Source organism: Pseudogulbenkiania sp. FW507-F1, from assembly GCF_058781125.1.
Window position 1 is genome coordinate 33152 of sequence record NZ_JBYSWM010000020.1, and the last position, 14813, is coordinate 47964.

Annotated in this window: 11 protein-coding genes, 3 tRNA genes and 1 pseudogene; 9 read left to right on the plus strand and 6 right to left on the minus strand. The window is 65.1% G+C overall.

Annotated features, from left to right (window positions below):
- Window positions 1-18: 18 nt before the first annotated feature.
- The 8 genes and pseudogenes from ppk1 to AC3WG5_RS13615 form a co-directional block, all read left to right on the plus strand.
- Window positions 19-2076, plus strand: a pseudogene (gene ppk1, locus AC3WG5_RS13580) (polyphosphate kinase 1); the annotation flags it as partial.
- A gap of 95 nt (window positions 2077-2171) precedes the next feature.
- Window positions 2172-2651 (plus strand): DUF456 domain-containing protein, encoded by a 480-nt coding sequence (locus tag AC3WG5_RS13585; protein WP_492569054.1) that lies wholly within the window; start codon window positions 2172-2174, stop codon window positions 2649-2651.
- 134 nt (window positions 2652-2785) lie between these two features.
- Window positions 2786-4453 carry an energy-dependent translational throttle protein EttA gene (ettA, locus tag AC3WG5_RS13590; protein WP_008954885.1) on the plus strand — a complete coding sequence of 556 codons (1668 nt, stop codon included), beginning with the start codon at window positions 2786-2788 and terminating at the stop codon, window positions 4451-4453.
- 384 nt (window positions 4454-4837) lie between these two features.
- Window positions 4838-5440, plus strand: a complete 603-nt coding sequence (locus AC3WG5_RS13595; RefSeq protein WP_492569055.1) for a CBS domain-containing protein — start codon at window positions 4838-4840, stop codon at window positions 5438-5440.
- Window positions 5441-5702: 262 nt separating this feature from the next.
- A complete protein-coding gene (locus tag AC3WG5_RS13600; protein WP_492569056.1) occupies window positions 5703-6467 on the plus strand; it encodes a transporter substrate-binding domain-containing protein in 765 nt (254 codons plus the stop codon).
- 65 nt (window positions 6468-6532) lie between these two features.
- On the plus strand, window positions 6533-7672 hold the full coding sequence (gene alr, locus AC3WG5_RS13605) for an alanine racemase (protein ID WP_492569057.1): 1140 nt from the start codon (window positions 6533-6535) through the stop codon (window positions 7670-7672).
- Window positions 7632-8504: a LysR substrate-binding domain-containing protein gene (locus AC3WG5_RS13610; protein ID WP_492569058.1), complete on the plus strand. Its 873-nt coding sequence runs from the start codon at window positions 7632-7634 to the stop codon at window positions 8502-8504. Before alr ends, AC3WG5_RS13610 begins: the two co-directional genes overlap by 41 nt.
- Window positions 8505-8596: 92 nt before the next feature.
- Window positions 8597-9418, plus strand: a complete 822-nt coding sequence (locus tag AC3WG5_RS13615) for a class I SAM-dependent methyltransferase (protein ID WP_482584184.1) — start codon at window positions 8597-8599, stop codon at window positions 9416-9418.
- Window positions 9419-9705: 287 nt separating this feature from the next.
- Here the strand turns inward: AC3WG5_RS13615 and AC3WG5_RS13620 are convergent, their stop codons facing one another.
- Both AC3WG5_RS13620 and AC3WG5_RS13625 read right to left on the minus strand, forming a co-directional pair.
- Window positions 9706-10059 carry a hypothetical protein gene (locus AC3WG5_RS13620; RefSeq protein WP_492569059.1) on the minus strand — a complete coding sequence of 118 codons (354 nt, stop codon included), beginning with the start codon at window positions 10057-10059 and terminating at the stop codon, window positions 9706-9708.
- Between the two features lie 286 nt (window positions 10060-10345).
- Window positions 10346-11488 (minus strand): acyltransferase family protein, encoded by a 1143-nt coding sequence (locus tag AC3WG5_RS13625; RefSeq protein ID WP_232503489.1) that lies wholly within the window; start codon window positions 11486-11488, stop codon window positions 10346-10348.
- A gap of 169 nt (window positions 11489-11657) precedes the next feature.
- Between AC3WG5_RS13625 and AC3WG5_RS13630 the strand changes: the two genes are divergently transcribed.
- The gene (locus AC3WG5_RS13630) at window positions 11658-12920 is read left to right on the plus strand and encodes a DUF1615 domain-containing protein (RefSeq protein WP_492569060.1); all 1263 of its coding nucleotides are present in this window, start codon (window positions 11658-11660) and stop codon (window positions 12918-12920) included.
- Between the two features lie 128 nt (window positions 12921-13048).
- Here AC3WG5_RS13630 and AC3WG5_RS13635 read toward each other — a convergent pair.
- The 4 genes from AC3WG5_RS13635 to AC3WG5_RS13650 all read right to left on the minus strand — a co-directional run bounded on the left by AC3WG5_RS13635 (window position 13049) and on the right by AC3WG5_RS13650 (window position 14590).
- A tRNA-Glu gene (locus tag AC3WG5_RS13635) sits at window positions 13049-13124 on the minus strand.
- A gap of 2 nt (window positions 13125-13126) precedes the next feature.
- Window positions 13127-13203 (minus strand) — tRNA-Arg (locus AC3WG5_RS13640).
- A gap of 6 nt (window positions 13204-13209) precedes the next feature.
- Window positions 13210-13303, minus strand: a tRNA-Ser gene (locus AC3WG5_RS13645).
- A gap of 54 nt (window positions 13304-13357) precedes the next feature.
- Window positions 13358-14590 (minus strand): aspartate kinase, encoded by a 1233-nt coding sequence (locus tag AC3WG5_RS13650; protein WP_492569061.1) that lies wholly within the window; start codon window positions 14588-14590, stop codon window positions 13358-13360.
- Between the last annotated feature and the right edge of the window lie 223 nt (window positions 14591-14813).

Sequence of the window (14813 nt, forward strand, 5' to 3'; positions counted from 1 at the left end):
GCGCGAGCCCACTCAACAACCATGTCGCAACAGAACGACCTGCTGCTCAACCGCGAACTCGGACTGATCCAATTCAACCGACGGGTCCTGGCCCAGGCCGAAGACGCCCGCCTGCCGCTCCTGGAGCGGCTGCGCTTCCTGTGTATCGTGTCGTCCAATCTCGACGAATTCTTCGAAGTCCGCATGGCCTGGCTCAACGAGATGGTGGAGACCCAGCCGGATGCGCCGCTGCCGGACGGGATGACGCCGCACCAGGCGCTGCGCAAGGTCTCGGAAGCCACCCACGTGCTGATCCGGGAACAATACGCGGTGATGCGCGATATCCTGTTCCCGGCCCTGCGCGAGGAAGGCATCCTGTTCCTGCGGCGCATCGACTGGACCGACGAGCAGCGCGAATGGGTCAAGGGTTACTTCTTCCGCGAAGTCATGCCGCTGTTGACGCCGATCGGGCTCGACCCCTCGCACCCCTTCCCCAAGGTACTGAACAAGTCGCTCAACTTCGCCGTCGAGCTGGAGGGCAAGGACGCCTTCGGGCGCCAGTCGGGCATCGCCATCGTGCAGGCGCCGCGCATCCTGCCGCGCATAATCAAGCTGCCGGAGGAACTGTCCGACGGCAAGCACCTGTTCGTGTTCCTGTCGTCGATCCTGCACGCCCACGTGCACGAGCTGTTCCTCGGCATGTCGGTCAAGGGCTGCTACCAGTTCCGCGTCACCCGCGACAGCGAGCTGAACGTCGAGGACGAGGACATGAAGAACCTGCGCACCGCGCTGCAGGGCGAACTGCGTCAGCGCCAGTTCGGCGACGGCGTGCGGCTGGAGGTTGCCGACACCTGCCCGCAGCACATGCAGGACTTCCTGGTCACCCAGTTCGGGCTGGAGCCGGAAAACGTCTACCGCGTCGACGGCCCGGTCAACCTGGTACGGCTGATGCAGGTGCCGGACCTGGTCGACCGCCCGGACCTGAAGTTCGCCTCGTTCGTGCCGACGCTGCCGGCGGCGCTGCAGAAGAAATCCGGCCTGTTCGACGTGATCCGCCAGGGCGACGTGCTGCTGCACCATCCTTACCAGAGCTTCCAGCCGGTCATCGACCTGTTGAACCTGGCCGCCACCGACCCGCAGGTGGTGGCGATCAAGATGACGGTGTACCGCACCGGCACCGACTCGGTGCTGATGGAGTCGCTGATCGCGGCCGCCCGCGCCGGCAAGCAGGTGACGGTGGTGGTGGAGCTGATGGCGCGCTTCGACGAGGAAGCCAACATCGGCTGGGCCTCGCGCCTGGAAGACGCCGGCGCGCACGTGGTGTACGGCGTGTTCGGCTACAAGGTGCACGCCAAGATGCTGATGGTGGTGCGGCGCGAGGAAAGCGGGCTGAAACGCTACGTGCACCTGGGCACCGGCAACTACCATCCGCGTACCGCCCGCCTCTACACCGACTTCGGCCTGATCTCCTGCAACGAGCAGCTGGCCAGCGACGTCAACGACCTGTTCATCGAGCTCACCGGGCTGGGCAAGGCGAGCAAGCTGAAGCTGCTGCACCAGTCGCCGTTCACGCTGCACAGCATGATCATCGAGGCGATCGAGCGCGAGGCCAAGCACGCCAGCGAGGGGCGCCCGGCGCAGATCATCGCCAAGATGAATTCCTTGCTGGAGCCGGAGGTGATCAACGCGCTGTACCGCGCCAGCCAGGCCGGGGTGAAGATTCAGCTGATCGTGCGTGGCGTGTGCGCCCTGCGCCCGGGCGTGGAGGGGCTGTCCGACAACATCAGCGTGCGCTCCATCGTCGGCCGCTTCCTCGAACACCCGCGCGTGTTCTACTTCTACAACGACAAGGCGGAAAACCTGTACTTCTCCAGTGCCGACTGGATGGGGCGCAACTTCTTCCGCCGCATCGAGACCTGCGTCCCGGTGCTCGATCCCAAGATCAAGCGCCGCATGATCAAGGAAGGGCTGCGTATCTACCTCGAAGACAACGTCAACGCCTGGGACATGCAGCCCGACGGCAGCTACAAGCGGCGCCACGCGCGCGGCAAGGTGCATTGCGCCCAGCAGACGCTGCTGGACGAGTACATCGTCTAAGGCTTCGGCCAACCCCGAGGCCCACGGCGGCCGTGGCGGAACTTCGCCGCGGCCGCCGTTTCTTATCCTTCCCTGCCCTCCTTCCGGACATACCCTTGGATATCCTGCTCTACGCGCTCTCCGCGCTGCTGGTGCTGGCCGGCCTCGCCGGCACCGTGTTCCCGGCCCTGCCCGGCCTGCCGCTGATGCTGGGCGGCTTCGCGCTGGCCGGCTGGGCGGAGGATTTCCAGCACGTCGGGGCGCTGACGCTGGGCGTGCTGGGGCTGCTCGCCGTAATCGGCCTGGCCATCGACTTCGTCGCCGGCCTGCTCGGCGCCAAGGCCACCGGCGCCAGCCGGAAGGCCTTGTGGGGCGCCTTTGTGGGCAGCCTGGTCGGCCTGTTCTTTGCCCTGCCGGGCGTCATCCTGGGTCCGCTCATCGGCGCGGCGATCGGTGAATTCCTGGCCCGGCGCGACATCTACCAAGCCGGCAAGGTCGGCATCGGCACCTTCCTCGGCTTTGTCGTCGGTACCGTCGCCAAGATCGGCTGCGCCTTCGCCATGCTGGCCACCTTTGCGCTGGCGTTCGTGCTCTGAACTGGCGCTCCGGCCCCTCCACGTTGGCCGAAGTCGCCGTACAGACGCGCCGCTTCTGCGGGTGCCCCACGCGAAGCGCGGGCTTTTGGTAGAATCGGCCGGTTAACGATTCAATCAATCAGCGTGGAACCGTCATGGCCCAATACGTAATGTCTATGCTCCGCGTGAGCAAGGTGGTGCCGCCCAAGCGCCAGATCATCAAGGATATCTCGCTGTCGTTCTTCCCCGGCGCCAAGATCGGCCTGCTGGGCCTGAACGGCTCCGGCAAGTCGACCGTGCTGCGCATCATGGCCGACGTCGACAAGGAATACGACGGCGAGGTGCAGCACCTGGCCGGCGTCAAGATCGGCTACCTGCCGCAGGAACCGCAACTCGATGCCGACAAGACGGTGCGCGAGGAAGTGGAAAGCGGCATGGGCGACGTGATGGGCGCGCAGAAGCGCCTGGAAGAGGTCTACGCCGCCTACGCCGAGCCGGATGCCGACTTCGACGCCCTGGCCGAAGAGCAGGCGCGCCTGGAAGCCATCATTTCGGCCGGCGCCGGCGACAACGTCGAACACCAGCTGGAAATCGCCGCCGACGCGCTGCGCCTGCCGCCGTGGGACGCCAAGATCGGCCCATTGTCCGGCGGCGAGAAGCGCCGCGTGGCGCTGTGCAAACTGCTGCTGTCGCAGCCGGACATGCTGCTGCTGGACGAGCCGACCAACCACCTCGACGCCGAATCGGTGGAATGGCTGGAGCAGTTCCTGGTGCGTTTCCCCGGCACCGTGGTGGCCGTCACCCACGACCGCTACTTCCTCGACAACGCCGCCGAGTGGATCCTGGAACTGGACCGTGGCGAGGGCATCCCGTGGAAGGGCAACTATTCCAGCTGGCTGGAACAGAAGGAAGCACGCCTGGAGACCGAGGCCAAGCAGGAAGGCGCACGCATCAAGGCGATGAAGCAGGAACTGGAATGGGTGCGCCAGAACCCCAAGGGACGCCAGGCCAAGTCCAAGGCCCGTATCGCGCGCTTCGAGGAACTGTCGAGTCACGAGCACCAAAAGCGCAACGAGACACAGGAAATCTTCATCCCGGTGGCCGAGCGCCTGGGTAGCGAGGTGATCGAGTTCGACGGCGTGTCCAAGGGCTTCGGTGACCGCCTGCTGATCGACAACCTGAGCTTCAAGGCCCCGGCCGGCGCCATCGTCGGCATCATCGGCCCGAACGGCGCCGGTAAATCGACGCTGTTCAAGATGATCGCCGGCAAGGAACAACCGGATTCCGGTACGGTGAAGATCGGCCAGACCGTGCAGATGGCCTTCGTTGAACAGAGCCGTGAAGGCCTGGACGCCGACAAGACGGTGTTCGAAGACGTCTCCGGCGGCCTGGACATTCTCAACGTCGGCCGCTTCGAGATGTCGAGCCGGGCTTACCTCGGCCGCTTCAACTTCAAGGGCGGCGACCAGCAGAAGAAGGTCGGCATGCTCTCCGGTGGCGAGCGCGGCCGCCTGCACCTGGCCAAGACTCTGCTCAAGGGCGGCAACGTGCTGCTGCTCGACGAACCGTCCAACGACCTCGACGTGGAAACCCTGCGTGCGCTGGAAGATGCGCTGTTGGAGTTCGCCGGCACCGTGTTCGTGATCTCCCACGACCGCTGGTTCCTCGACCGTATCGCCACCCACATCCTGGCGGCGGAAGGCGAATCGCAGTGGACCTTCTTCGACGGCAACTACCAGGAGTACGAGGCCGACAAGAAGAAACGCCTGGGCGAGGAAGGCGCCAAGCCCAAGCGCATCCGCTACAAGCCGATCACGCGCTGATCCCCGCTTCTTCGGCCAACCCCGTTCCGCCCCCGGCGCAACGGGGTTTTTTTACAGGTGAACAAATCGTAACAATTGTCCATGCCAAAGGACTTTAAAGCGCTGGCGAAACGTGCCTAGAATGGGTTGTCTTTTTGCGAAGGGGGCACCTCCCCCGCCGTGAAAGGTGTGCAGGCTCAGAACCCGTTCACGCCCCGACGCGAGCGGCCCTCAGCGGAGTGAAGAGCAGCCCGGACACCGCCATGCGCCGATCAGCGCAGCAGGATTCGAGTCGCGCTCCGCCCCGGTCAGGGACGCGCCGCCAGTTCGTGAGCAGGTTCCCACAAGGTGCGCTGGCATGGCACCCGGCCGCGATACAGCCACAATACGCAGAGGAGCTTCCTCATGGAAAACCAATACCCGTTCCTGCCCACCATTGCGCTGCCGTCCACCACCGACCTCATCCGGCTCGACGCGCGTCCGCGACGCTCGGTCACCCTGGACAGCGCCGCGCTCGAGGTGATGACCGACCTGAAATTGGTCGATCCGGTCAGCGTGCACGAAGACACCCCGCTCGACGACGCCCACCGCGCCATGATCGGCCGCGGCATCCGCCTGCTGTTCGTCACCGACGCCGCCGGCCACCTCACCGGCCTGGTCACGGCCACCGACCTGCTGGGCGAGCGGCCGATGCAGTGCATGCTGGGACACGGCAAGCGCCGCGCCGACCTGCTGGTGCGCGACGTGATGACACCCCGTACCGAGCTCGAGGCGCTGAAGCTGGAAGACGTCGCCTCGGCCAAGGTCGGCCACATGGTCGCCACCATGAAACAGCACGGCCGCCAGCACGCGCTGGTGGTGGAGCTCAACCCGGAGACCGGTCACTACGAGGTGTGCGGCCTGTTCTCGACCTCGCACATGGCGCGCCGCCTCGGCATCTCGCTCAACTTCATCCGCGTCCCGCAGGCGTTCTCCGAAATCCAGCACTCGCTGCTGCACGAAAGCTGAGCCGGCGATACACCTCCTACCGAGGCAGCCGCGAGCTGCCTTTTTTCATGCCCGCTGCGCCGCCGCAGCGTGGCGCCCGTGCGGCCCCCCTCCGCCCGTCCCCCAAACCGCCCGGATCGCGCCCGCCAGCGCGCCGGACACAGGGCGAATGGGCATGAATTTATCTCATGCCCCGATGGCCATAAATCATTTGTTCCCGCGGACGAGCGTCCCTTAGCCTAACTGCATCGGCTGACACCGCCGACGACCAAGGGAGAAAACGATGTCCTGCAAAAAAGTACTCACGCTGACCCTGCTGTGCGCCCTGCCCTGGCTGGCCCAGGCCCAGACCGTGCGCATCGTGACCGACGCCAGTTACCCGCCGTTCTCCAAGATGAACCCGGACGGCAGCATCACCGGCTTCGACCCGGACATCACCCGCGCGCTGTGCGCCGAGGCCAAGCTCGAGTGCGAGCTGAAGGCGATGGACTTCGACGGCATCATCCCGGCGCTGCAAGCCAAGAAGTTCGACGTCGCCATCGCCTCGATGAGCATCACGCCGGAGCGCGCCAAGGTGGTCGACTTCAGCGACATGTACTTCAAGATTCCCGGCCGCCTGATGGCCAAGGAAGGCACCCAGATCAACGACGCCTGGTTCAAGGGCAAGAAGATCGGCGTGCTGCGCAGCTCGACCCAGATGCAGGAAGCCAACGCCAAGTGGGCGCCGAAGGGCAGCCAGATCAAGGTTTACAGCAAGATCACCGACGCCTTCCTCGACCTGACCGGCCAGCGCCTCGACGCCGTCTACCTCGACGCCACCATCGGCGAGTCGGACTTCCTGAAAAAGCCGATGGGCAAGGGTTTCGCCTTCGTCGGCCCGGTCTACAACGACCCCAAGTACTACATGGGCGCGGCGATGGCGGTCGGCAAGGGCAACAAGGAACTGCGCGCCAAGTTGAATGCGGCGCTGAAGCAGATTCTCGGCAACGGCACCTACAAGCAGATCCAGGCCAAGTACTTCAGCTACGACATCTACCCCTTCAAGTAATCCCGGGTTCCGTTCTTGACCTTGCGGCCGACGCCTGACCCGCGCCGGCCGCCGAAAGCCCTGCCATGACCAAGACCGCTTACGTTGAAATCCACCTGCCCGCCCTGCGCCGCAATTACGCCCTGGCCAAGACGCTGGCCGGCGCGGCGCGGGTCTGGGCCGTGCTCAAGTCGGACGCCTACGGCCACGGTCTGACGCGCGTGGCGCTGGCGCTGCCGGACGCCGACGGCTTCGCCCTGATCCAGCCGGACGACGCCGTGACGCTGCGCCACGCCGGCATCGGCGCGCCGATCCTGCTGCTGGAAGGGGCGCTGGAGGAAGGCGATGTCGACATCGCCGCGCAGCACCGTCTCGACCTGGTGCTGCGCTCGGAACACCAGCTGCAGTGGCTGCTCCAGAAGGCGCGGCCGGTCACGGTCTGGGTCAAGGTCAATACCGGCATGAACCGCTTCGGCTTCACCCCGGAGCGGGCGCTGGCGGTGGTGCGCCAGTTGCAGGCGACGCCGTTCTGCCGCGTCGCCGGGCTGATGACCCACTTCGCCTGCGCCGACCAACTCGGCACGCCGCTGGACGAGCCGTGGCGGCGCTTCCTGCAGGTGGTCGAGGCCACCGGCCTGCCCTACACCGCCGCCAACAGCGCGGCGCTGCTGCGCGAAGCGCGCACCCACGGCGCGGTGGCCCGCGTCGGCGGGCTGCTCTACAACAACAACCCGTTCTACCCCGACACCCGGCTGTGGCCGGCGGCAGCCGAGCCGGTGATGCGTTTCGCCGCGCGCATCGTGCACGTCAGCACGCTCCAGGCCGGCGACAGCATCGGCTACGGCGCCGCCTTCACCGCCCGCCACGACATGCGCATCGGCATCGTCGGCGCCGGCTACGGCGACGGCTACCCGCGCGCCGCCCCCAGCGGCACACCGGTGCTGGTGGACGGCCGACGTGCCGCGCTGGTGGGCCGGGTGGCGATGAACGTGCTGGCGATCGACCTCTCCGCCCTGCCGGAGGCGCAGGTCGGCGACGAGGTCACGCTGTGGGGCGCGCCGGGGCTGAGTTGCGACGAGATCGCCTGGCGCTGCGGCACCATCAGCGAAGAACTGCAATGCGCATTGACGAGCCGGGTGCCGATCCGGCAGATTGTGGCGGACTCCATCGTATCCGCCATCCCTGATGAACAAACTGCCCCCGCTCAATGCCTTGCGCATCTTTGAAGCGGTCGCCCGTCTGCAAAGCTTCACCAAGGCCGCCGAGGCTCTCTACCTGACGCAGAGCGCGGTCAGCCACCAGATCCGCAAGCTGGAAGAACACTTCGGCTTCCCGCTCCTGGTGCGCGGCCAGCGCGGCATCGACCTGACGCCGGAAGGCGCGATCCTGCAGCACAGCGTGCACGACGCCCTGCTGCAGATCGACCAGACCTGCGACCAGCTCAGCCAGCGCCACCACGCCATCCGCATCAAGTCGCCGCCGTCGATCGCGGTGCGCTGGCTGGTGCCGCATCTGCAAGCCTTCAAGCAGCAGTTTCCCGACCTCGACATCAGCGTCAGCACGGTATGGGAGGAAAAGCCGGCGTTCGACTGGGGCCTGTTCGACCTCGCCATCCAGTACGGCATCGGCGACTGGCCCGGCGTCACGGTCGAGCTGCTGCACCGCGAGCGGCTGATTCCGGTCGTCGCGCCGGCGCTGCTGCAGGGCAGCCAGACCCTGACGCCGGACGATCTGGCCACGCAGACGCTGATCCACTCGACGCGCGACCGCCACGATTGGCGGCTGTGGCTGGGGCTGCCCGCGGGCGAGTGGCCGAAGGGACAGAAGGAATTGCTGTTCGACGCCGACGTGATGGCGGTGGAAGCCGCCCGCTGCGGGCTGGGCGTGGCGCTGATCGACCCCTTCCTGGTGCAGGATGCGCTGGACGACGGCAGCCTGCTGACGCCGCTGCAGCGCACCGTCCAGACCGGCAAGGCTTACTACCTGGTGCGTCCCCCGCATGACCGCCACTCGCGCCGCCTGCAGCCCTTGGTCGAGTGGCTGCAGAACGCCGCCTGAGCACACCCGGGCCTCACCACATGATTGTGCTGCCCTGCACCGCCCCGGCTTGGTAAAATACGCGCCAACCCGCCTTTTCTCAGGATCCCAGCGTGAGCGCCATCCCCGACATCAAGCCCGGGCAGTCGATCGAACTGCTCAAGGAACTGCACATCCTCACCCGCGACGGCAAGCTCAACCAGGACAGCCGCCGCAAGCTGAAACAGGTCTACCACCTCTACCAGTTCATCGAGCCTCTGCTGGCCGACGTACTGGCCGAGGGCGGGGAACTGACGCTGGCCGACCACGGCGCCGGCAAGTCCTACCTCGGTTTCATCCTGTACGACCTGTTCCTGAAGGAGAAGAACGCCGGCCACGTCTACGGCATCGAGACCCGCGCCGAGCTGGTGGCGCGCTCGCGCGAACTGGCCGAGCGCCTGGACTTCCCGCGCATGTCCTTCCTCGACCTGACGGTGGAGCAGTCGATCACCTCGCCGCTGTTGCCGGAGCGCATCGACGTGGTCACCGCGCTGCACGCTTGCAACACCGCCACCGACGACGCCATCAAGTTCGCGCTGGCCAAGCAGGCCCGCTTCATCGTGCTGGTGCCGTGCTGCCAGGCCGAGGTGGCCACGGTGCTGCGCAAGAACAAGAACCAGAGCTTTGGCCTGACGCCGCTGTCGGAAATCTGGCGCCACCCGATCCACACCCGCGAATTCGGCAGCCAGCTCACCAACGTGCTGCGCTGCCTGCAACTGGAGGCGCACGGCTACCAGCTGACGGTGACCGAACTGGTGGGCTGGGAACATTCGATGAAGAACGAGCTGATCATCGCCCGCTACACCGGCGCGCCACGCAAGAACGCCGAGCAACGCCTGGAAAGCATCCTGCACGAGCTGAACCTGGACGAGCTGCGCGAACGTTTCGTCTACTGAGACCGCCCCCCGTTCTTCGGCCAACCTTGAGCACGACCGACAAGGTTGGCTGAAGAACGTCCACATCCCCCCAGCACAGCTCGGTTCCTCCCCCGCCCTCCCAAGCCGTGAGCGGCCGCCTCGCCAGCGTCAGTCCCTCCTAGCCACCGCGATGGTGTTGGACCTCCCCACGCCAGCCATCCTCTCCGACAAAAAAATGGCCACCCGTATGGATGGCCCAGTCTAGAGAGGAGGAGAAAACCCGGGGGGACACTCGCCTGTGCGCCGCGTCCCGAAATCGGTCGAGGTTACCGCTGCCAGTAGCGGTTCTGATCGTCGTGGCGCTGGTAGCGGATCGCCTCCGACAGCGCCTGTTCGCTGCGTTCCAGGTCGTGCTGCTCGGGGCGCGACAGATAACCGTCGGCCAGATAATCGCGCCGCTTGGCCCGCAGATCGTCCAGTTGGCGTTGCAGACGGCGCGCCTCCCAGCGCGTCAGCGAGCCATCCTGCACGCCACGCTCGATGCGTACCTGGTAAGGACGGTAAGACGGATAAGACTGGTAGTAGCCATGATCGGGCTGATTCCAGCGCTCCCCCGCGCCATCCCTGGCAAACGCCGCCAGCGGCAACAGGGACAAAGCAACAAGCAAGGCACGTTTCATGATGGGGTTCCTTGGTAGTGAGAACGTGCTTGCAGTGTAGGAGGCAAGTTTGTCGGATCTGTGTCGCCCCGCGCCGTGCTTGTTAAAAGATGTTAAACATCCTCGCGCGATCCACAACGCCCGAACGGGCCTAGGTCGACACCGCCGCCGGAGGAAAAGGAAAGCAGGAGAATCCGCCTAACAGGCGTACGCCGCGGCAGCTGCACAGGGGGAGAAGTACGGCGCCCCCATCCCGCGCACCGCGGCATGGCGAAGGGAAGGAAGGGCGCGGACGCCCCCGCCGGCCTCAGCGTCGCCAGACCAGCCGGCTGACGGTGCGCGAGACGTGGATGCTGGTATCGTCGACCCAGCGCGCGTAGGGCAGCGAGCACAGATAGATCGCCGCCACCGACGCCGCCAGGCTCGACAGCGAAGCGCCGGTGTAGGACAAGGTCGGGCGCAGGGCGTTGAACACCAGCGGCGCCACCGTGGCCAGCACCAGCATGTGCAGCAGGTAGGCCGAGAACGACATGCGGCCGAGCCAGGCCATGGCGCGCCCGGAAAGACGCTGCCCCAGCCACGGGCTCTTCAGCACCGCGCCGACGATCAGCATGCCGCCCAGCTCATTTGCCAGATCGTAATTGGCCAGCGACTCGCCGCGCCAGGACAGATCCAGGTTGCGCTCGATGAAATTGTAGGAACTGCTCGCTTCGTGATACCCCACGAGATACAGCCCGGCCAGCAGCGCGGACAGCGCCAGCAGGCGGTTATCGACGGTCCACTCGCTCGCCGCCAGCCAGAGGCCGAACACGAACAGCGCGTAGTACACGCCATTGCCCGGCACCAGCAACAGGCAGCCCAGCGCCGCGACCGGCAACAGCCAGTCCGGACGCGGCCAGCGATCGAGCAGCGCGGCCAAGGCGTACACCAGCAGCGAACCGAAGAACTCGATGCGCATCGTCCACAACGCCCAGTTGTAGTCCGCCGCCCCCCACAGGATGGTATCCACCGAGCCCTGCTCCACGGCGTTCCCCAGCGAGAAATCAAAGGCGCCGAACAGGCGGATCCACTCGCCCAGCGCATGCCGGTCGACCCGCGGCAAGGCGAAGGCGAACACCGCCCAGGCCAGCAGGCAACTGATCAGGATCGGCAGCATCAAGCGGAAGTAGCGGCGCACCACCATGCCGGGCAGGGCCTGCAGCAGCCCGTCCCGGCCCAGCACGCTGCGCCCCAGCACGAAGCCGCTCAGGACGAAGAACACGCACACCGCGCCCGAGCCGGAATACACGAAGCCGAAAGGCGAATTGAACACCCAGCGCTCAAAACCCGAGCGCAGCTGGTCGAAATCACCGTGCAGGTAAGGCCAGAAAGTCAGGGATGCGTGGGAAAAAATCACTGCCAGCGCCGCCAAGCCTCGAACAGCCTCGACGGCCAAATTCTTGTTGCTCATGGATACAGAACGATCGGAGACATAAACAAAACAACACATTATAAGGCCTGCGCCCGCAAGCCACAGCGTAAACTTGATGCGACGGTGTCTGGCGTGGGGCCGGCACTTGCCCTGACCCGAGCATTACCCTACTCTTGCGCCAGTTCTCCAGCCTTACGAGTTCCTCATCGTGCCGAAACGCCGCTACGCCCTGTCCCTGCTGTTCACCGTCAGCCTGGCCGGTTGCGCCAGCCCCACCACTCCGGTGAGCCAGCCTTCCTCCGCCCCCATCGTCGTGCCACCGGATGGCTACCCGCAGCCGGACAACACGGCATCGGCACCGGTGGAACTGCCGCCAGTGGAAACCCCGCTGACCATCACGCCCCCGCTCATTGGCAAGCCGATCACGGTGCTACCGCGCGTGCCGCCGATCAGCGCAGCGCAAGGCCGCGCCACCCTGGACAAGGTCCTGCCCGCCAAGATACGCGACCGCGCCGGCTGGGCCGAAGACATCTTCGACGCCTTCACCGCCCTGAAGTTGCCTTATACCGCCGAAAACTTCTGCGCCGCCGCCGCCGTCATCGAGCAGGAATCGAGCTGGCAGTCCGACCCGACGGTGCCGGGGCTGCCCAAGATCGTCTGGGGCAAGATCGGGGAAAAGGCCGCCGGCTACCACATCCCCCTGCCGCTGGTGAAGACCGCCCTGCTCAAGCCCTCGCCCAACGGCCGCAGCTACAAGGAGCGCATCGACACGCTGCGCACCGAAAAGCAGATGAACGAACTGTACGAAGACATGTCGGCGGAGGCGGAGAAGATCGGCTTTCCCACCATCATGAAGAAGAACCCGATCCGCACCGGCGGACCGATGCAGGTCAGCGTGGAGTTTGCCGAAGCCCACGTCCGCGCCTGGCCCTACCCTTACTCGCGCAAGACCAGCCTGCGCAATGAAGTGTTCAGCCGCCGCGGCGGCGTGTATTTCGGCAGCGCCATCCTGCTGCAGTACCCGGCCCCGTACAAGGACATGCTGTACCGCTTCGCCGATTTCAACGCCGGCCGCTACAGCAGCCGCAACGCGGCCTTCCAGGCAGTCATCAACCGGCTCAGCGGACTGCGCCTGGCGCGCGATGGCGACCTGCTCAGCTATGAAAATGGCCAGGCCAGCGGCGGCAGCACCTTGAACGCCCTGCAGGCACTCGACAACCGGCTGGGCATGAGCGACAACGCCATCATGCGCGATCTGAAACAGGAAAAACTGGCGACCTTCGGCCAAACCGAGCTGTACCGCAAAGTGTATGCCCTGGCCGACCCGCTCTACGGCGGCCAGGCACCGCGCGAACAGTTGCCGCAGATCGACCTGAAAAGCCCCAAGATCACCCGCAAGCTGACCACCGAGTGGTTTGCCGAGCGAGTGAACGGGCGCTATCAGACCTGCCTGCAGCGCGCTGCACATTAAGTGTCAGGAATACCGGGGCGCTAACGCGCCCTGGCTTGGTAGCGCACTCGATACCGGGCAAGACGCCCGGCCGCTGGCCGAGGGAAAAACAGAAAAGCCAACCCGAAGGTTGGCTTTTCTGTTGAAACTGGCGTCCCCACGGGGATTCGAACCCCGGTCGCCGCCGTGAAAGGGCAGTGTCCTAGGCCTCTAGACGATGGGGACAGTGGCGCATCCGGAGCGATTCGAACGCCCGACCCTCTGGTTCGTAGCCAGATACTCTATCCAACTGAGCTACGGATGCGCTGTCTGGCGGAGAAAGAGGGATTCGAACCCTCGATACAGGTTTAAGCCCGTATGCTTCCTTAGCAGGGAAGTGCCTTCGACCACTCGGCCATTTCTCCGTGAGAGAGACGCCATATTAAAGATGACATCTCACCCTGTCAACCCCCCTGTTATCAGGCTTCGACCGTCTGATCGAGGCCGAAGGCCTTGTGCAGCACGCGCACGCCCAGCTCGAGGTATTTCTCGTCGACCAGCACCGACACCTTGATTTCCGAGGTGGAGATCAGCTGGATGTTGATGCCCTCTTCGGCCAGGGTGCGGAACATGGTCGAGGCGATGCCGCAATGCGAGCGCATGCCGACACCGACGATGGAAATCTTGGCAACCTTGTCGTCGGCGTCGATCTTGGCGGCGCCGATGTGGGTCTGCACGTCGCGCAGGATGCCCAGGGTGCGCTGGAACTCGCCGCGCGGCACGGTGAAGGAGAAGTCGGTGGTGCCGTTCTCGCCCACGTTCTGGATGATCATGTCCACTTCGATGTTGGCGTCGGCGATCGGGCCCAGGATCTGGTAGGCGATGCCCGGCTTGTCCGGCACGCCTTTCACGTTGATGCGCGCTTCGTTACGGTCAAATGCGATGCCTGCTACTACGGCCTTTTCCATGTTTTGGTCTTCCTCGAACGTGATCAGTGTGCCTTCCCCTTCCTCTTCGAAACTGGAGAGTACACGCAGCCGAACCTTGTACTTGCCGGCGAATTCTACCGAGCGGATCTGCAACACCTTGGAGCCCAGGCTCGCCATCTCGATCATTTCCTCGAAGGTAATGGTCTTGAGGCGGCGCGCTTCCGGCACCACGCGCGGGTCGGTGGTGTAGACGCCGTCGACGTCGGTGTAGATCTGGCACTCGTCGGCCTTCAGTGCGGCGGCCAGCGCCACGGCCGAGGTGTCGGAACCGCCACGGCCCAGCGTGGTGATGTTGCGACCTTCGTCGACGCCCTGGAAGCCCGCCACGATCACCACCTGCCCGGCGTCGAGATCGGCGCGCATGGCCGCGTCGTCGATCGACTGGATGCGGGCCTTGCTGTACGAGCTGTCGGTCACGACCGGCACTTGCCAGCCGCAGTAGCTCTTGGCCGGCACGCCGATTTCCTTCAGCGCCATGGCCAGCAGGCCGATGGTGACCTGCTCGCCGGTCGACACGAGCACGTCGAGTTCGCGCGCGTCCGGATATTCCTGAATGTCCTTGGCCAGACCGATCAGGCGGTTGGTTTCGCCGCTCATGGCGGAAACCACGATCACCAGATCATGTCCCTGAGCCTTCCATTTGGCGATGCGCCGGGCGACATTCTTGATACGCTCGGTGGTGCCCACCGAGGTGCCGCCGTACTTCTGTACGATGAGTGCCATGCTTGCTCTTACATATGGGAGATTAAAAATTCGAACCCCGATTCTGACCATATCTTGGGGCGAATTGCAAGGATGTTTTCGGGCGATATCCAGAACGCCCCCCGCAATGCAGCAAATCGAGCCGGGACGGGCGCTCGGGCCATGTACAATTTGACCAATAAAACCCGGAAAATCGCCACTTTCGGCCAATCAATGGCATGCGGCGGGTATTTGCTTGCCGGGC